Source organism: Hyella patelloides LEGE 07179 (assembly GCF_900659865.1).
Taxonomy (GTDB): domain Bacteria; phylum Cyanobacteriota; class Cyanobacteriia; order Cyanobacteriales; family Xenococcaceae; genus Hyella; species Hyella patelloides.
Genome location: NZ_LR213897.1, coordinates 1 through 19,076, shown reverse-complemented (window position 1 = coordinate 19,076; position 19,076 = coordinate 1). Strand labels below are relative to the sequence as shown.

The 19,076-nt window shown below is 38.3% G+C and carries 14 protein-coding genes and 3 pseudogenes; 12 read left to right on the top strand and 5 right to left on the bottom strand.

All coding sequences use genetic code 11. The features are described 5' to 3' along the window. The 8 genes and pseudogenes from H1P_RS19255 to H1P_RS19220 all read left to right on the top strand — a co-directional run. Window positions 1-401 (top strand): annotated as a pseudogene (locus H1P_RS19255) (hypothetical protein); the annotation flags it as partial. Between the two features lie 40 nt (window positions 402-441). Continuing rightward, window positions 442-1,788, top strand: coding sequence for a PAS domain-containing sensor histidine kinase (locus H1P_RS19250; RefSeq protein ID WP_144870358.1), 1,347 nt, complete (start codon window positions 442-444; stop codon window positions 1,786-1,788). A 200-nt stretch (window positions 1,789-1,988) separates the two neighbouring features. Further along, window positions 1,989-2,657: a phosphate signaling complex protein PhoU gene (gene phoU, locus H1P_RS19245; protein ID WP_144870356.1), complete on the top strand. Its 669-nt coding sequence runs from the start codon at window positions 1,989-1,991 to the stop codon at window positions 2,655-2,657. A 358-nt stretch (window positions 2,658-3,015) separates the two neighbouring features. Continuing rightward, window positions 3,016-4,623 carry an iron uptake porin gene (locus H1P_RS19240; protein WP_144870354.1) on the top strand — a complete coding sequence of 536 codons (1,608 nt, stop codon included), beginning with the start codon at window positions 3,016-3,018 and terminating at the stop codon, window positions 4,621-4,623. A gap of 424 nt (window positions 4,624-5,047) precedes the next feature. Next, window positions 5,048-6,136 (top strand): phosphate ABC transporter substrate-binding protein PstS, encoded by a 1,089-nt coding sequence (gene pstS / locus H1P_RS19235; protein WP_144870352.1) that lies wholly within the window; start codon window positions 5,048-5,050, stop codon window positions 6,134-6,136. Between the two features lie 251 nt (window positions 6,137-6,387). After that, window positions 6,388-7,150: pseudogene (locus tag H1P_RS19230) on the top strand (nucleotidyltransferase domain-containing protein). 371 nt (window positions 7,151-7,521) lie between these two features. After that, window positions 7,522-7,734: a DUF2839 domain-containing protein gene (locus H1P_RS19225; protein WP_144870348.1), complete on the top strand. Its 213-nt coding sequence runs from the start codon at window positions 7,522-7,524 to the stop codon at window positions 7,732-7,734. A 52-nt stretch (window positions 7,735-7,786) separates the two neighbouring features. Beyond that, complete coding sequence (locus H1P_RS19220; RefSeq protein WP_144870346.1) at window positions 7,787-8,416, top strand: CPP1-like family protein; 630 nt, start codon at window positions 7,787-7,789, stop codon at window positions 8,414-8,416. 265 nt (window positions 8,417-8,681) lie between these two features. On the opposite strand, the gene H1P_RS19215 is transcribed toward H1P_RS19220, so the two are convergent. Continuing rightward, window positions 8,682-9,386 carry an HAD family hydrolase gene (locus tag H1P_RS19215; protein WP_144870344.1) on the bottom strand — a complete coding sequence of 235 codons (705 nt, stop codon included), beginning with the start codon at window positions 9,384-9,386 and terminating at the stop codon, window positions 8,682-8,684. Between the two features lie 212 nt (window positions 9,387-9,598). On the opposite strand from H1P_RS19215, the gene H1P_RS19210 reads away from it, so the two are divergent. Then, the gene (locus tag H1P_RS19210) at window positions 9,599-10,615 is read left to right on the top strand and encodes an AI-2E family transporter (protein WP_144870342.1); all 1,017 of its coding nucleotides are present in this window, start codon (window positions 9,599-9,601) and stop codon (window positions 10,613-10,615) included. Window positions 10,616-10,943: 328 nt separating this feature from the next. Continuing rightward, window positions 10,944-11,099, top strand: a pseudogene (locus H1P_RS19205) (6-O-methylguanine DNA methyltransferase); the annotation flags it as partial. A 173-nt stretch (window positions 11,100-11,272) separates the two neighbouring features. Here the strand turns inward: H1P_RS19205 and pstA are convergent. The 4 genes from pstA to H1P_RS19185 form a co-directional block, all read right to left on the bottom strand. Beyond that, on the bottom strand, window positions 11,273-12,154 hold the full coding sequence (pstA, locus tag H1P_RS19200; RefSeq protein WP_144870340.1) for a phosphate ABC transporter permease PstA: 882 nt from the start codon (window positions 12,152-12,154) through the stop codon (window positions 11,273-11,275). Window positions 12,155-12,201: 47 nt separating this feature from the next. Next, the gene (locus H1P_RS19195) at window positions 12,202-13,356 is read right to left on the bottom strand and encodes an SMI1/KNR4 family protein (RefSeq protein WP_144870338.1); all 1,155 of its coding nucleotides are present in this window, start codon (window positions 13,354-13,356) and stop codon (window positions 12,202-12,204) included. 209 nt (window positions 13,357-13,565) lie between these two features. After that, a complete protein-coding gene (pstC, locus tag H1P_RS19190; RefSeq protein ID WP_144870336.1) occupies window positions 13,566-14,465 on the bottom strand; it encodes a phosphate ABC transporter permease subunit PstC in 900 nt (299 codons plus the stop codon). A gap of 210 nt (window positions 14,466-14,675) precedes the next feature. Further along, on the bottom strand, window positions 14,676-15,071 hold the full coding sequence (locus H1P_RS19185) for an acyl-CoA thioesterase (protein ID WP_144870334.1): 396 nt from the start codon (window positions 15,069-15,071) through the stop codon (window positions 14,676-14,678). 260 nt (window positions 15,072-15,331) lie between these two features. On the opposite strand from H1P_RS19185, the gene secA reads away from it, so the two are divergent. Then, window positions 15,332-18,154 carry a preprotein translocase subunit SecA gene (gene secA / locus H1P_RS19180; protein ID WP_144870332.1) on the top strand — a complete coding sequence of 941 codons (2,823 nt, stop codon included), beginning with the start codon at window positions 15,332-15,334 and terminating at the stop codon, window positions 18,152-18,154. Window positions 18,155-18,506: 352 nt separating this feature from the next. After that, on the top strand, window positions 18,507-18,821 hold the full coding sequence (gene grxC / locus H1P_RS19175) for a glutaredoxin 3 (RefSeq protein WP_144870330.1): 315 nt from the start codon (window positions 18,507-18,509) through the stop codon (window positions 18,819-18,821). Window positions 18,822-19,076: the final 255 nt, after the last annotated feature.

Genomic DNA, 19,076 nt, shown 5'->3' with positions numbered 1-19,076 from the left:
AATCAATGCAGTTAGAAGCCTGTAAAAGACAATTAGCAGCACCTTTGAGTAGCCGTGTAAAGGGAAACTTTGACGCACGGTTTCGGACGAGAGGGGAGCAATGGCAACATTCTCCTCGACTCTTCTATTGGGCATTAGCTCTCAGAACTAATAGTTACTACCAAGACAAAGTATCTCTTAGTTATACGGATACTTCTAATGCTTTAACCAAGCTCAAAAAAGACCCCTCGAAACCTTGGTTAAAACAAGTTTCATCTGTACCATTACAGCAAGGACTCAGGCATTTAAATACAGCGTTTCAAAACTTCTTTAAGGGAAAAACTAAATATCCCAAATTCAAACAGAAAAATAACAGACAGTCTGCTCATTACGCCCCCAACGCATTCCAATGGGTTATATGATCGAAATAATCGACCATGACGATCGGGAACTAAATAAATTATGGCTGGTGTTGAGTTTATTATCGGCTTAACCGTGGGCTTGGGGGTCTGTGTTTGGCAGCATTATCATTGGAAAAAGCGGTTAAAAAAGTTGATTAAGTCTGTTTCTAATCAAGACGATCGCTCTATTTCTATGCCTCCTCTGTATTTGTTACGTCGAGAAGTGGACAAACTGGATTGGGAAAGACGACAAGCAGTTCAAGAGCGAGATAACTGGCAAAGATTAATCGATCGAGCTCCCATTGGCTATTTATTAGTAGATGAAGAAAACCAATTGCTATGGTGCAACCAGCAAGCAAGGACTTTACTAAAGCTGGATCGCTGGCGTTGGGGAGAAGTTCGTTTATTGCTGGAGTTAGTTCGTTCCTACGAATTAGACCTTTTAATTGAGCGTACCCGCAAATCCCAACAATCTCAAGAAAAAGAGTGGGTGTTTTATTTTACTCGCCATGCTTCTGCTCAAGACGAAGATTTTCCCTCTTTTGACAATCAAGTTTCTTCCAAAACAGTTCAAGCGATCGCCCTTTGTGGTCATAGTTTTCCTCTTCCTGGTAGACAGGTAGGGGTATTTTTAATCAATCGACAACCCATAGTAGAATTATCTCGATCCCGCGATCGCACTGTTTCCGATCTTTCCCATGAATTAAAGACTCCTCTAACTTCGATCTCTCTAGTAGCAGAAAATTTACTCGACCGATTACAAAATCCCGAACGAAGATGGGTGGAGCAAATGCTCAAGGAGACAAATCGCTTGACAAACTTAGTGCAAGAATGGTTAGAGCTGACTCGGTTGGAAGCAGACCCCACTAAAGTTTTAAAATACGAATCAATTAACGTACACGAAATCATTGACTCCGTTTGGCAAACCCTCGAACCAATTGCCAAAAAAAAACAGGTTACTCTTACTCAGATAGGAGATTACTCTATATCGATCGATGGCGATAAATCTCGCTTGATTCAAGTATTTTTAAATTTGTTGGATAATGCTCTCAAACATAGCCCAGTTGAAGGAGAAATTGTAGTTTCTTTGGATAGCGATTGCTGTAAGCTTGAAGAATCAAGAGAGGACGAAGTTTCCAGTATCGAACCACAAGTAATAATCGATATTGTAGATTCTGGTACAGGGTTTGTTTCTTCAGATATTCCTCACGTCTTTGAAAGATTATATCGTGGAGAGCGATCTCGTAACCGAAAAGCCAGCGACTTAAGTGGTAGTGGTTTGGGGTTAGCAATTGTGCAAGAGATTATTCAAGCTCATGGAGGTTTCATTGAAGCTAAAAATCATCCTGATTTAGGTGGAGCTTGGTTGAGAGTTAAATTGCCTTGCGATCCAAAAAACCCGATCTAGTTTGAAGGTGAGGTATGCTGAGGTCACCAAGAGAATATTCTAGGGAATAGGGAATGCGTATCAAAAGTTCATATGATAGCTTTTTAGCTTTGGCATAACATAAGTTAGTTAAAACCAATACACAACATAACTCAATATTAAACATACTTTGTTATCACAGTAGATAAGTAGTCTATCATATCTATAAATTTATTAAATCGGTGACACTTTTTTCCCAAACAAGTAATTCTGAAAGAACTCAATTGAAACGCTCTGTTAAACAAGTGCAACAAGATGTCCTGCGAATGGGAACTCTTGTCGAGCAATCATTTCGCCTCAGCCATCAATGTTTATTCGTAAGAGATATTCAAGCTGGGGAAAACGTTATTTATCTCGAAAAGCGAATTGACAGATATTATCGCCAGATAGAGCTAGATTGCGCTACTTTAATGACTCTGCAATCTCCCGTAGCGCAAGATTTGCGATTGTTGAGTGCTTTAATGCAATTAGTCAGAGATTTGGAAAGAATTGGCGACTATGCCCAAGACATCACAGAAATGGCACTTAAGTTAGTCCACTATCCTCCTCACTCCTGTATGGATCGGGTCGAAGCGATGTCAGAATACGCACAATTAATGCTAGCTACCAGTTTAGTCGCTTTAGCAGATTTAGATGCTAAAGCAGGAGAAAACATTAAAAAACTAGATGATACGGTAGATGATGCTTATGAATATCTTTATGATTTATTGGCACACCAGCGAGATGTTCCTGGGGTAGTCGAACCCATCTTACTACTCGGCTTGATTATACGTCATTTAGAAAGAATGGCGGATCACGCAACAAATATAGGTCAGCGAGTATCTTATATAGTTACGGGACGAAGAAAGTAAGGTTAAGGAACGAGAAACGGGAAATTAGAAAGAGTGAATAATAACTCATAACCAACCAGCAAATTTCTTAATCAAAAGATTACCAAAAATTTACTTTTTCATGAAACGATTACTTTATTATCTACCTATCAATAACTATTGATAGCAATTTCTTCTAAGTACTTTACCAAATAGTAAACATTCATACAGAAAAAAATCAGTAAATAGATTGTTTACTTTTGTGGTTGGTGATCTATACTATTGGTGTGAAGGGGAAAATCTATTAATTATTAATTAGTAGATTTGCGATTGTCAATCAGATATCACAATACTCTGTATTTACAAAACAAACATTTCGGTGTGAGGATCGAATAGAATTATGTCTAAACTATTTTGGCGTGCGCTCGAAAGCGTACCTGCTGTAGCTGTAACATCTTTACTAACAGCTAATATGACTTTAGCGGAAACTGCACCCAGCGTTGAAGCTAACTCCGTTGATAACTCTTTAGAGCAAATTAATCGCTACCAAAGCTCTGGTAATGATTCTATGTCTCAGGTAACAAACGTCAATCAATTAAGAGACGTTTCCCCCGCAGACTGGTCTTATGAAGCATTGCGTTCTCTTGTAGATCGTTACGGTTGTATTGCGGGTTTCCCCAACCAAACCTACCGAGGAACTCAATCTTTAAGTCGTTACGAATTTGCTGCGGGTTTAAATTCTTGTTTAAATCAAATTGAACGCTTAATCGCTTCTTCTGAAGCAGTTGTGAGAGAAGACATCGACACTATCAACCGCCTAACTCAAGAATTTGAAGCTGAATTAGCTACCATTGGTGGACGTATTGACAGTTTAGAAAGTCGTACTGCTTTTTTGGAAGATAACCAATTCTCCACTACTACCAAATTAAAGGGTGAAGCTATTTTTTCGATCGCTGATACCTTTGGCGATGAAGAAGGAGAAGAAGACAACGATCCTACACAAACCACACTAAGCAATCGTGTTCGTTTAAACTTTGACAGTAGCTTCTATGGTGAAGACCGTTTACGCATTCGTTTAGAAGCAGGTAATATTCCTGGTTTCGATGATTTCACTGGCTTTGATTCTACTCGTTTAGGTTATGATGCCAATAACGATAATAATATTGAACTTAGCGATTTGCATTATCGCTTCCCCCTCTTTAACGACAGAGTCACAGGTTATGTGGGTACTGCTGGTTTAGACATAGATGATATTTTCTATGTAGCTAACCCCATGTTAGAAGAGAGTGGAACTGGTGCTTTATCCCGTTTTAGCCGTCGTAACCCTATCACTCTTCGTGGTGTAGAAGGTGCTGGTGTTGGTGCAAGTGCTGATTTTGGCGAAAAACTTACTGTTAGTGGTTTATACTTAGCTGGTGATGGAGCAGCAGACCCTTCTGATGGAGAAGGTTTATTTAACGGCTCCTTCAGTGCAGGAGCGCAAGTTAAATATTCTCTCCTGGAAAGCCTAGATGTAGCTCTTACCTATGTTTACGAGTACCAAACTGAAGACAGTGTTAACTTAACTGGTTCTACTGCTAGCGACTTGGCAAGAGAACCATTTGGTGAAACAGCTACTCGCGCTCACCAAGTAGGTTTGGGTGCTAACTATCAACTTGGCGAAAGATTTGTGATTGCTGGCTTTGGCGGTGGCTCTTTTGCTAATGAAGCTGGTGAAGGAGATGGAGAGGCGATTCTTTACACTGCTTCTGTAAACTTTTCCGTCTTAGACATAGGTAAAGAAGGAGCAGTTTTCTCGGTTGCTGGTGGTATTCCTCCCCAATTGGTTAAAAATGAAGGTGGAGAAGAGGACGAAGATACTAGTTTCTTGATTGAAGCTTTGTATAAGTATCCCCTCAACGACAACATCTTGATTACTCCTGGTGCTTACGTTGTTCTTAACCCAGATGGAGATAGCGACAACGATACTCAAATTGTGGGTGTTATCAGAACTACTTTCCAGTTCTAATTTCTTCCGTAACTTAACTCATATCTAAAATCAGGGTGAGCATTGCTCACCCTTTTGGTTGTTTTGGGAGCTTCTTAAAATAACCTTAACATCATCATAACTACTCATTTACTTAAGGGTAAGCCAAACCGAGTAGTCTATACGTATCCCAAAAATATTGGCACGTCAAAACGCGCTTTGCCCGTGAATACAAGTTAAAAGGAAAAGTAAAGGGGGAAATAAAGTTTACACATTAAATTTCTCACAGAAGTCAAGGAAAAGGTTTAAGAGATAAAATAGCGATTTTGATTACTTTGCTCTTTAACTTGTTTCCGAACTCAACCAAGGTTTATTAGAATAATGCGAAAGTTTTATGGTCTTCATCCTTCCCCTTTCCCTTCAAAGGGTTTTTGTAATTAAGTAGTTTATAAAATTGGCGAAACAAATGATTTCTTTTACTTCTACAAAACGTAAACTCTTGCTAGCTCCTGTGCTGGCTCTTTCTCTCAGCCTTGCTTCCTGTGGTGGTTCTGAAACAGCTACTTCCGATGGAGGAGACGCTGGAGGAAACGCTGGTGGTGGACAGTCAGTATCTTTAACTGGTGCTGGTGCGAGTTTTCCCGCGCCTTTATATCAAAGATGGTTTGCTGAGTATAATAAGCAGAATCCCAATGTTCAAGTTACCTATCAGTCCGTTGGTAGTGGTGCTGGAGTAGAGCAGTTTACCCAAAAAACTGTTGATTTTGGTGCTAGCGATGTTGCCATGAAAGATGAAGAGATGGCTGCGGTGGATCAAGGAGTCGTATTACTCCCTATGACTGCGGGTAGTATTGTTTTAGCTTACAATCTTCCTGATATAGAAGGACTACAGCTTTCTCGTCAAGTATACACAGACATCTTGCTCGGTAAAATTACCAAGTGGAACGATCCTGCGATTGCAAGTATCAATCCCGATGTACAGCTTCCCGATACTGATATTACAGTAGTTCATCGTTCCGATGGGAGTGGTACTACTGGTGTGTTCACGCAACATCTTGCTGCAATTAGTCCTGAATGGGAACAAAAAGTTGGTAGCGGTAAAACTGTAGAATGGCCTACAGGATTAGGTGCTAAGGGAAATGAGGGTGTTACTGCTCAGATTTTACAAACAGAAGGCTCTATTGGCTACATTGAGTATGGCTATGCAAAACAGCAAGAGATTCCCACAGCTAGCCTAGAAAATCAAGCAGGAAACTATATTGCTCCTTCTAGTGAGTCTGCTTCTCAGGCTTTATCTGCTGCCACTTTACCTGAAAATCTCCGCGCTTTTGTCACCGATCCTGAAGGTGAAGATTCTTATCCTATTGTTACCTACACTTGGATCTTAGCCTATGAAAATTATGACGACCCAGAAAAGCTGAATGCTTTTAAAGAAGTGATAAATTGGTCTTTGACTGAAGGACAAGCCTATGCAGAGGAGTTAGGCTATATTCCTTTACCTGAAAATGTAGTAACTCAGGTAGAAAATGCATTGGGTACAATTCAAGCTCAATAACTATATTATGAGGTGGGCATTGCCCGCCTTATTGTATATTGAGGGTGATTGTAGATTGTCTTGCCGTGATAATAAAACCTATTTGGTTGTATAGTTGTGTGACCAATTTATTTAGATGATATTCGTTATCCGAAAGAACCGTTATCTGGGAAATATTCTGCTGGTAAACTATTAAGCTATCGCGCTTGTTCTAGACTAAAACTCATTTCTCCGATGAATCGAGAGTCTTCTCGCTCGCGCAGAATAAAGAGGTGAATCAAATATTATTCAATAAAGTCATCCAATCCCAGCCTTATCGTTTGTTGTTCACTACTTATTAGTGGGGCGCATCTCTATGGTTTTCCTTCGGCTGATTCTGATTATGATTTGCGGGGAGTGCATATTCTACCTATTGAAGAAATTGTGGGTTTAGATGCCCTGCAAGAAACTATTGAATTGTCTGAGATTAGAGAAAATATCGAAATAGACTTAGTAACCCACGATCTCAAGAAATTTTGTTCTTTGCTTTTGAAAAGAAATGGTTATGTTTTAGAGCAGCTTTATTCGTCATTGATAGTATATAGTACTCCAGAACATCAAGAGTTAAAAGCGATCGCTGTTAATTGTCTGACTCGTTTCCATAGCTATCATTACAGTGGCTTTGCCAAGAATCAGTGGCAATTATTAAGCAAAAGCACTGCACCACAAGCGAAACCTTTACTTTATTTATATCGAGTTTTGCTCACAGGCATTTATTTAATGAAGACTGGAACTATTGAAGCTAATTTAGTAAGTCTTAATCAAGAATTTCAGTTACCCTATATTCCAGAGTTGATCGATCTAAAAATTCAAGGTGCAGAGAAATCTACTTTGAAAGATATCGATCTAGACTTCCATTTTCAGGAATATCAAAGATTGCAAAACGAATTGGAGGTTGCTAGCCAAAATAGTCACTTACCAGATGAACCATCAGCCAAAGAAGACTTAAATCAATTTTTAGTGAGATTAAGAAAATCAAGAATAAGTTATGGATAATTATTAACAGCGTTGATGAAACATAGGTGTAAAATACAGAATGACACTGTTCGTTGCTCGTTGTTTGTTCTTATTTTTTAGAGTCTTTAACCAAGCGAGAAAAAAAGCCATACTGTTTTTCTTCCCCTGATCAACCAATACCTTATTAACCGATCATTTAAGTACTTGTGACTCATTATTTCCCACTCTTGTAAAGACTTTTTGGCAAATATCTTGACTGCTACTCGCTACTCACTATTTACTCTACTACTCCAGACAACTGCTATAAGAAATTACACATTAATTTTTGTCTCCTGTTCCCAGAAAGCGTTACCATCATAGAAATAATAAATAAACATTTAGAATAGTCATAGTTAGTAGAAAGTAATAACATGGGCGAGGCAAAACGTCGTAAGTCAACATTAGGGGAAGATTACGGAAAAGAAGCAAGAATCTTACCTTGGCTACCAATTACCAAATCTCAGTCAGAACAGTTTGTAGCGATCACGACAAAAGGTGCTTGGATAGGCATCGGTCTGATGGTTACTACTTGGTTTACAGTGCGATTTGTTGGGCCAGCTTTTGGCTGGTGGGAAGTTTATTAACAACAATTTTCTTCAATAAATTTTGGTGTACAGAGTCAGTAGAGGTTAAATAATGAGCGAACAAAATCCTTATGAACAGCTTGGTGTTACAGAGAATTCTTCTTTTGAAGAAATTCAGTCTGCTAAAAAAAGAATTTGCGAAGAAAATAACAATGATGCCAAGGTTGTAGAAAGTATTGAAGCAGCTTATGATGCGGTGATTATGGATCGTTTGCGGTTACGCCAAGAAGGAAAAATCAAAGTTCCTGAAAGGATTCGTTTTCCCGAACGAAAAGTAGAATCTCCTGTTGAGAGCAAGCCTCTGGTTCAAAGTACCCCCAATTGGGTACAAAATTTGCTTGATAGTCCTTCACAAAAAGAAGTTCTTGTACCTACGGGCGTATTTCTGACTTTAGCGGGAATTACTGCTTTCGGTCAAACAGCAACGACATCATTACTACCTCTATTGATGGCATTGGGATTTATGGGTAGTGTTTATTTTATCAATAGTAAGGAAAAAAGATTTGGTCGTTCTTTGTTAATTACTTTGGTAATGTTAGTTGCTGGTGTTGCTTTGGGTAATGCTTTAGCTAATTCTCTTGTTAGTAGTGGCGCAATGACTAATTCACCAGACCAAATAACTTCTATTGCTTCTGTGGTGACATTTGTTCTGTTTTGGCTGGCTAGTTGTTTCTTAAAATAGTGTTTCTTAAAATAGAAACATAGCAATTCTTGGTCAGATAAATTGCGCTGCCAACTTGCGTCGTTTTATTTATCCTTATTATCCCGCCTTGACAGGACGAATGGGGACGACGCAAGCGGTGAGAATCTACGCATTAAAAATCCAGCAAAAGAAGCACAAGACAGCACAGGAAGGCAAACCAAGAGACGTACATCAAGACAGGTAACAGATATTTTGGTGTTTTTAGTTAAGTTTGAATTCGCACCTTACGAGTACGAAAAACGCCCTAACTTAATTCAGTTTGAGAATAGTAAGAAGTTTGGATATACTCTATTGCTTGAGCTAAGTTGTCTACAATAAGATCGGGCTGATAAATGGCTAATTGATTACGATCTCGAATTCCTGATAAGACGGAGATCGCTCTAATATCATGGGTTTTGGCTGCAATAATATCAGCCTCGGTGTCTCCTACCATCCAAACATCCGCAGCAGCAGGCAATTCTTGTAATGCTTTTGCCATTAGTAGGGGTTTATCTTTAGTATCGAGGGTTATTAGGTAGTCGTTATCAAAACAGTAGCGGAGATGAGTGGGAAAAAAACGATTCAAATTGTACTTTTCTAAGGCAGCATTAAGCTCTCGCTCTTTTCGCATTGTCATTACTACCAATTCAAAACCTAATTGCTGGCTTTTTTCTAAAGCTGCGATCGCGCTAGGAATTAAGGTATCATAAACTAGATAAGGTAGGGCATGAACATTAGTACGTCTCAGATGGACAAATATTTGGGCTTGTTCTGGGTTTAAACCAGATAAGAGGGCAATTTTACGTTCGGGAATGCGCCCCCGTTTTAGTCGCCAAAATTCTGCTTTAGAGAGTGTATTTATTTTCTGCTGAGGGTGTTTTAACAAGTGAAGACATCTTTGATAAACTCGGTAGTAGCGATCGGATACATCCATAATCGGGCCATCAAAGTCTGTAATTAAACGCAGCATTGCAGTTAAATATTAAGTTTTTTATACAGAGTATTTTAAATGAGGTCGGTTACTCAAATCCATTTCCCAGTCAAGAGACTTCTGGCAAAAGTCGGGAATAGGCATCTCAGACAGGAAAAAGAGAATGGGGTAGCGAATGCGAAAAATGTCTTGACCTTTGAACAAGATGCAGTAAGCTAATGAGCGAAATTACTTTTGAGAGTTCTTGAGTAGTGAGTTTTGGTACTTGGATTGGTTTTGTTGCTTTTTTTATTTCTTTATTTGTATTGTGGCAAATTAGACAATTGCTACTGTTAATTTTTACTGCGGTAGTTATTGCAACATCTTTAAATATTTTAGTTAAAAAGTTTTGTCGCCGAGGGCTAAAGCGGAGCTATGGTGTTATTTTGGCAATTTTAGCTTTACTAAGCGTGAGTATACTATTTTTTCAGATAGTTGTGCCACCATTTATAACTCAGTTTCAAGAGTTAGCAGCTTTGATCCCTTTAGGAATAGAAAGACTTAATATATGGCTCGATCTTTTATTAAGTCGTCTCGAACCAGATATTATTAGTTATTTACCAGATGCAGAAGAACTGAATAGACAGTTACAACCTTTAATTAATCAGTTTCTTGGTGGGGGTTTAAACTTTTTTTATAGCTCTTTTGGGACATTATTAAGTACTTTATTATTATTAGTTTTATCTTTGATGTTGTTAGCCGATCCTATTCCCTACCGTCAAGGATTTATTCGCTTATTTCCTGCTTTTTATCGTCGGCGAGTAGATGAAATACTGACATTATGCGCCCTTTCTTTACAGGGGTGGTTGGTAGGGATTTTATTTAATATGTTGGTGATTGGTATCCTTAGCTTTATTGGATTACTAATTTTAGGAATTCCCCTAGCTTTAGCTCAAGCTGTGCTTGCAGGAGCGTTAACTTTTATTCCTAATGTAGGACCTACTTTAAGCGTACTTTCTCCAATGGCGATCGCTTTATTGGACGATCCTTGGAAATCTTTTGCGGTACTAATTCTTTATACTTTTATTCAACAGGTAGAAAGCAATTTATTGACTCCTCTTGTGATGTCCCAACAAGTATCTTTATTACCTGCAATTACTTTATTATCTCAAATATTTTTTGCGACATTTTTTGGCTTTTTGGGGCTACTTTTAGCTCTACCTTTAACTGTAGTCGGACAAGTATGGGTAAAAGAAGTATTGATTAAAGATATTTTAGATCGGTGGTAGTTAGTGGTTAGTCCCGTCCCATCTTAGTCCCAAACTCAAACTAAGCGGGATAATATTGTTGGTTGTTAATTTTGAGTTATTGACCAATAACTAAGTGATTGATAACTGTTTAAAGATTTGTCCACAGATATCTCGATCGGGTAAAAAAGCTCGAAGATACTGAGCAGCGAAAGTAATCAGAAAGAGAGTTAAACGTATTATAAAATCAAATTCAGCAGGGTTAAGAGATTCATTGTGTATCGCAAGAAACGGGTGGTTTTAAACCAGCACCATTGATAGATTAAGAAAATCAAAAGACCTTTGGCTTAGAACAAAAGATTTAGCGAAAATGCAGGTGTCTATGGAGAGCAAAGATTATCAGAAGATTGCCAAAGCGATCTTATTTATTCGTCAACATCACTTGAGTCAACCCGATCTTATAACTGTGGCACAAAATATTGGACTTAGCGAATACCATTTTCAAAGATTATTTACTCAATGGGCCGCCCCGTTCGAGGAAACCTCGAACATAGGGACGGAGCAAGAAGCTTAGAGCTTAGAGCTTAGAGCTTAAAGCTATATGCGAAGCGGTATCCTTTAGGACGAACAGAAACACTTTGTACGTCATACATCAAATTACCAACGCCCAAGAAAAGAATTTATTCCCACTTGCTAACTTTAATAGGTTCTCTTAGCAGTAGCAACTCTAGAAATAATGCTGGTAGTTAAAACTAACAGCACCAAAATAAAGGCAGCAGCCCAAGCTAACTCTTGCTGATTCTTAAAAGGAACGATCGCAAAATTATAAACTAACACAGATAAAGATGCAGTAGGCTCAACTAATAAATTATTCCAATTTGGCCAAAATTGAGTAAATAGGGCGGTAAATAGTAATGGTGCAGTTTCTCCCGCAGCCCTAGCAACAGCTAGAGTAACACCTGTGATAATGGCGGGAACAGCAGCAGGTAACACAACTTGTAATACGGTTTGATAGTCATTGGCACCCACACCAATAGAAGCTTGACGGACTTCTTGAGGAACAAGTTTTAAAGCTTCATCGGTAGTGCGAACAATAATTGGTAGCATAAGGATAGCTAAAGCAAAACCACCAGCCCAAGCGGAGTACTCTCTAAAGGTTAAGACAATTGCACCGTAAGCAAATACCCCAATAATAATTGAGGGCACACCACTTAAAACGTTAGTAGCAAAGCGTATCCAGTCAGCAAACTTACTTTCTTTACTAAATTCTGATAGATAGATAGCTGCCATGATGCCGATAGGAACACTAATCAAGGCACCGATACCAACCATAATTACTGTGCCTACAATAGCATTTCCAAAGCCTCCGCCATCTACTAGAGGTGGTGGGGGAAGTTCTGTAAAAACTTGTAAACGTAAAGAGCTAATACCTTTGGTTAAAAGATAGCCCAGAATAATAAATAGTGGCACGATCGCCATTATAGTGAATAAACCAGCAATACTCGACATGATTAACCCAAATAGAGTACGGGGGGAAGTGGGATCTTTTTTCAAACTGGCGGTGTCAAATGTATTTGTCATTTTTTTGGGGTTGTGAATTACTGATTACTGTTTACTTCTTTGTTTCATTAATTAGCTTTGGTTTTATGCTTTAATTCTTTCAGAATATAACCTGCTTGTCTTCTTATTTTTTCATTTTCATGTTCGGTAAATGGTTGTAGCAAGATAGATGAATTGGTTTTACACTCTTTAACGACATACGTAACAAAATTAAATAGTTTTGGATCGATATTTCGCTCTGATAATAAGACTTTTATCTCAGGAATCCAATCTTCCGAAGCATCTTTAGCATACCAAAATAAACATTGAAACACTATTAATGGTTCTATTGTATATTTCTCTTTTAGTTTATTTTTAGCAAGTTTATAATCTGTTTTAGTTAACAACTGTAACGCAAGATTACTTAAAACTGGACTAGGGTTTGAACATTCCTTTTCTATAATTTGAATTGTTTCCATGTTTAATTTAGCTTTTTGAAGTAAGCCAACTAAACATTCAATCTTGTATTCTTCATTTGTTGAATCTTGATATTTCCCGATCAGTTCTCGATCTGTTCCACCCATACAGAAGCCAAACCATGTAGGACGATCTTTAATCAAATCACCTGATATTATTTCATCGAGCCAACGTTCATACCAATCTAAAAAATTATTTTCGTAGGCGAACTTCGGCTTCTCACCATCTATATCTATATCTAGGTTCACTACTCTTCCTTTATTTGCTCCATTGAGAGTAATAGCCTGTATATAGGCACATCCTTGAGAACCTATTGGGAGAATTCCTGAATAAATTTTTCCCATTTCTTTGTCAAAATCATCATCAGAAATATCTTCTTCTTCTTGTATTCTTTGTGTTAATTGTGTCCAAGATTCGTCAGTCATACCTGGATATATATTGACTGGTTGATTCAGATATTCTTCTGGGAATTCAATTAGTTCTGATATACGTTCTCCCAATGGAAAAATACCGTAAAAAGGACCTGCTGCACTATTAGCATAAGAGTTGCCACCATTTCCTATTTGAGTAAGAAACGAACGGTAGCAACTGGGAAGAGTAATCTTATATTCTTGTTCAAAATTTGCTACCTCATCTTCAGTAACTACCCTATCTATGAAATACTTATGATATTTTGAGCCAAAGACTCTAAAGTTTTTATCCGCCTTTTTAGCAAGAATTAACTTTCTTTTTACGCACTTTATTTGTGCTACGTGCTTCTTTTTCATGACTTATCATTGCATATTTGAAAATATCATAAGCTTTCCAATTCAAAGTAGTATTATTCATGAAATAATTGAATAATTAGATAAATCTCATCTTGACTACTTACGGCGGGTTGCACTTAAATTTGATCTACAAAATCAAGAATACGAATACTCTTACAAAATTAGTTTATTGCTGTCCTTATTAGCTATGCACAATGCCGTATCTAGTTTTAAATCTTCTGTAGTTTCACGACTAATACTTGCGCCAAGACATTAACTACCAACGTAATCGCAAATAACATTAAAGCTGCATACATCAATGCAGATACTTGTAAGCCACTAGCTTCGGCAAATTGGTTTGCAAGCAGAGAAGATACTGTATTAGAAGGCTCAAATACTGAAGGGTTAATTCTATTGGAGTTTCCAATCAGCATAGTTACAGCCATTGTTTCTCCTAATGCTCTTCCTAATGCCAGCATAATACCGCCAATAATACCTGAAGAAGCAGCAGGCAGCACAATCTGTAAAATAGCTTCCCAACGGGTTGCCCCTAAACCCACAGCAGCTTGACGTAGACCTCCAGGCACATTGGTAATAGCATCGCGAGAGATAGCTGAAATGGTGGGAAGAATCATCACTGATAAAATCAACGCAGCAGGAAGCATACCAGGTCCTCTAAGGGGGGAAATGTTTTTAAGAAAGGGAATTAAAACGAAAATTCCCCACAAACCATAAACTACACTGGGTACGGCTGCTAATAACTCAACTAGAAAAACAATAATTCTTTGTACCGCAGGAGGAAAATAATCTTCGCTTAAAAAAATAGCTACTCCTAAGCCAATAGGCACAGAAATCGAAAGAGCGATTAAAGAGCTAACGACAGTACCATAAAGAGCGGGCAACACTCCATATTCGCTTTTTACAGGATTCCAACTACTGGTAGTTAGAAAACCCAAACCAAATTCTTGAATCGCAGGTAGAGCCTGTAACGCTACCTGTATTGTAATCCAGACTAACACAGCAGCGATCGCAAATGCTAAAATTTTTGCTGTCCAATAAAAACTCCTGTCCAGATTTCTTTCCATTGCAGGGCGGGGTGCAATAGGACTTTTACGTGTAGTTGTAGCCATAAAAATTTTATCTAAGAATTAACAAAATCTAGTTATTCTAACTTTACCAGTTTCTTGAAAATTCTATCTTAACTAACTTTTAATTGATTGTTTACTAAGATTTAAGGTTAATTGCTATTAGTTAGTAGTTAGTAGTTAGTAGTTAGTGGCTAGTAATTGTTTGTTGATTAAATGCTACTTACTGTTCATTACCTCCTGACGTAATTATGACTATTCCCCAAGAATTTCTCTAGGTAACGGCACTCTCTTTCTAGTTATGGGATTAATGCAGACGTGTTTGGTCAGTGCTTTGGCTAATAATTTATCTGGAGAAGATGTGGAAAATACTTGATATGCGATCGCATATTCACGATCTTTTATTGGTACACATTTTACATCAATTTGTAAGCGATACCCGCAAAAAATAGGGCTAAAAAAATCTATTTCACCATGAATAATGGGCAGGGCAAATTTTTTTTCTTTGAGGATGGTTTGAATACTAACTCCTTGGGCATTTAGCCACTCTTCATAAGCTTCATGACAGATAGACATTCCTTGAGCAAAGTATAATACCCCCGCAGCATCAGTATCCGATAGATAGATATTACGATAATAAGAGAAAGTCATAGGAAATCTCAAAAATGATAAAATTACCAGTAACATTGTCATTTGTCATTTGTCCTTTGCGTACCTCAAAAATCAAGAATGACGCATAACATCAAAGCTCACTTCTTAGTGAAACTGAGATAAGTTTACAATTTGTTGATTCTCTTACGATCGAGTGCAACAGTCTCGTTAGAGTAACTTGCTTAAGGTACACTCTTATCAACAACATTGTCCTTTATTAAGTACATAAAAATAGCTATAAACCGTTACATATTCTTACTATGTTTAAAAAACTGCTAGGCGACCCCAATGCACGTAAACTCAAAAAACTACAACCCTTAGTCGCAGAAATAAATCTGATCGAAGAAGATATTAAAGGTTTCTCTGACGAACAACTGCGGGGAAAAACCGCAGAATTTCAGCAAATGCTGACTCAAGCCAAGGATTTTCGCCAGAGAGAAGAAATTCTCGAAGAAATTCTTCCTGAAGCTTTTGCAGTGGTTAGAGAAGCAGGAATACGAGTTTTGGGAATGCGCCACTACGATGTCCAACTACTAGGCGGTATTGTATTGCATAAAGGTCAGATAGCAGAGATGAAAACAGGGGAAGGAAAAACCCTAGTATGTACTCTTCCTGCCTATCTTAATGGTTTAACTGGTAAAGGTGTCCATGTTGTAACTGTTAACGATTACCTAGCTCGTCGTGATGCTGAATGGATGGGACAAGTTCACCGCTTCCTTGGTTTGAGTGTGGGACTAATTCAAGGCGGAATGAGTCCCACCGAAAGAAGAAAAAATTATGCTTGCGATATTACCTATACCACCAACAGCGAATTAGGTTTTGATTATCTGCGGGATAATATGGCGGTTTCCATGGAAGAAGTCGTACAACGCCCCTTTAACTACTGCCTAATCGACGAAGTGGACTCTGTATTAATCGATGAAGCAAGAACACCTCTAATTATCTCAGGACAAGTCGAACGACCCACAGAAAAATATCAGCAAGCAGCCCAAATTGCTGAGATGCTAACAAAGCAAGAAGAAGAGGATGGAGAAGGAGATTACGAAGTAGATGAAAAAGCTCATAACATCTTGATGACCGAGGAAGGTTATACCAAAGCAGAACAATTATTAGGCGTTACTGACCTCTTTGACCCTGATAACCCTTGGGCGCACTACGTTTCTAATGCCCTCAAAGCCAAAGAATTATTTGTTAAAGACGTTAAGTACATGGTGCGTAACGATGAAATTGTCATCGTTGATGAATTTACAGGGCGGGTAATGCCAGGAAGACGCTGGAGTGATGGTTTGCACCAAGCTATTGAAGCTAAAGAAAATGTACCCATTCAGAAAGAAACTCAAACCCTTGCTAGTATTACTTATCAAAACTTCTTCTTACTTTATCCCAAACTGGCAGGAATGACTGGAACAGCAAAAACCGAAGAAACTGAATTTGAAAAAGTTTATAACCTGCAAGTCACCATCATTCCCACTAACTTAAAATCTCAACGCGGTGACTTACCCGATGCGGTATACCGTAAAGAAATTGGTAAATGGCAAGCAGTAGCCGAAGACTGTTCAGAGATGCATGGAACTGGTCGCCCCGTGCTAGTAGGTACTACCAGCGTTGAAAAATCAGAAATACTCTCGCAACTACTCAGTCACAAACAAATTCCCCACAACATCTTGAATGCTCGTCCTGAAAACGTAGAAAGGGAATCAGAAATTGTGGCCCAAGCAGGACGCAAAGGAACTGTTACCATTGCCACTAATATGGCTGGTCGCGGTACTGATATTATTTTGGGTGGTAACGCTGATTACATGGCAAGACTCAAAATCAGAGAATATTTAATGCCCAAACTGGTAATACCAGAAGATGACAACTTTATGGCAGCAATGCCTCAACTAAATGGCAAAAAAGCTTCTAAAGGTTTTGCTTCCAACGGACAAAAACAAAAAACCTGGAAAGCTTCCCCTGATATTTTCCCCACAGAATTGTCACCCACTACCGAAAAAATTCTCAAAGAAGCAGTTAAATTTGCAGTGGATAAATACGGCGAACAAAGTTTACCAGAACTAGAAGCCGAAGAAAAAATTGCCATTGCAGCCGAAAACGCGCCCACAGAAGACCCTGTAATTGCTAAATTGCGAGAAGTTTATCAGTTAATCCTCAAAGAGTATGAAACACTAACCGATGACGAACATGATGAAGTGATTAATCTTGGTGGTTTACACGTTATTGGTACAGAAAGACACGAATCTCGTCGGGTTGATAATCAATTACGAGGACGGGCTGGTAGACAAGGTGACCCTGGTTCAACCAGATTTTTTCTCAGTTTAGAAGATAACCTTTTACGTATCTTTGGCGGTGAGAGGGTAGGCAGATTAATGGAAATGATGCGGGTAGAAGACGATATGCCTATCGAGTCCAAAATGCTTACTAACTCCTTAGAAGGAGCGCAAAAGAAAGTAGAAACTTTTTACTATGATACTCGTAAACAAGTCTTTGAATATGACGAGGTAATGAATAATCAGCGTCGTGCTATTTACGGCGAACGCCGTAGGGTATTAGAAGGTTTAGACCTCAAAGAACAGGTTATTGAGTATGCAGAAAAAACAATGGGAGAAATTGTTGATGCTTACGTTAATCCCGAACTTCCTCCCGAAGAATGGAAACTAGATAAGATGCTAGATAAGGTCAAAGAGTTTATCTATCTTCTTGAAGATTTAGAAACCGCTCACCTGGAAGATATGACTGTGGGAGAGATCAAAACCTTCCTCCGCGAAGAAGTCCGCAAAGCTTACGATATTAAAGAAAATCAGATTGACAGTATACAACCTGGTTTAATGCGTCAAGCAGAAAGATTCTTTATCTTGCAGCAAATTGATACTCTGTGGCGGGAACACTTACAAGCGATGGATGCTTTAAGAGAATCTATTGGATTGCGTGGTTACGGACAAAAAGACCCCCTCATTGAATACAAACAAGAGGGTTACGAAATGTTCTTAGAGATGATGATTGATATTCGTCGTAACGTCGTTTATTCTCTATTCCAATTTCAACCTCAAACTCAACCCCCAAAACCCCAAGCACAAACGGTTTAGTTAGAAGCTAGACCATGTAAGGGTTTGGCACTGCCAAGCCCTTAGTTTTAATTAATTTCCAGCACTAACATAAAAAATAGGAACTGGGAATTTCTGGCAATTAAATCTTTATGGTACGGCTGCTAGTGGTTTTTCTAATTTTGAAACTCAAGAAACAGAAACAACTCAAGCTGTTTTATTCTGGAAGCCAACCGATTTTTATGCTGTAGGAACAACCTCTACTTTGATGAGTTATCTGTGGTCGCGATTGTTAGCACCATTTACTGTCTTTAATCATGGTATATCTCAGAAAATCGAAAATTGCGATAGATACTTAATCGTTATAATCTAGACAAAAATACCAGTTAATAAAATGCTTGATTTTCTGAATTCTTTTTTAAATCGTCACCCAGAGAACATGAAAGCGAATGTTGAAATTTACACCTGGGCTACTTGTCCTTTTTGCATTCGGGCTAAACTACTTTTGTGGTGGAAAGGAGTTACATTTACCGAATATAAGATAGACGGTGATGAACAAGCTAGAGATAAAATGGCTCAACGCGCTAATGGAAGAAGAAGCGTACCACAGGTTTTTGTCAACAATAGCCATTTGGGTGGTTGCGATGATATTTATAAATTGGATGGTCAAGGTCAATTAGACCCTCTATTAATTCAATCACCTGGTTAATTTGCTATCCTCAGAATTCCTTGCTGTAGCCTGAGAAACCAATACTTGTCTGCCTTTATGAATCGAATACAGGGTTCTTCTCTAGGGCGATCTTATCTTAAAATTTGAAGTATCTCGGTTGGACTTGTAGAGCTATGTATGAAATTACTTTATTACTTTAAATCAAGCTGACATTCCGCAGATAATTTTCTCAAGGAAATAATTAAATGAATTTGCTTGAATATAGCCGTTTATAGCAATCGCCAATCTTCAAAA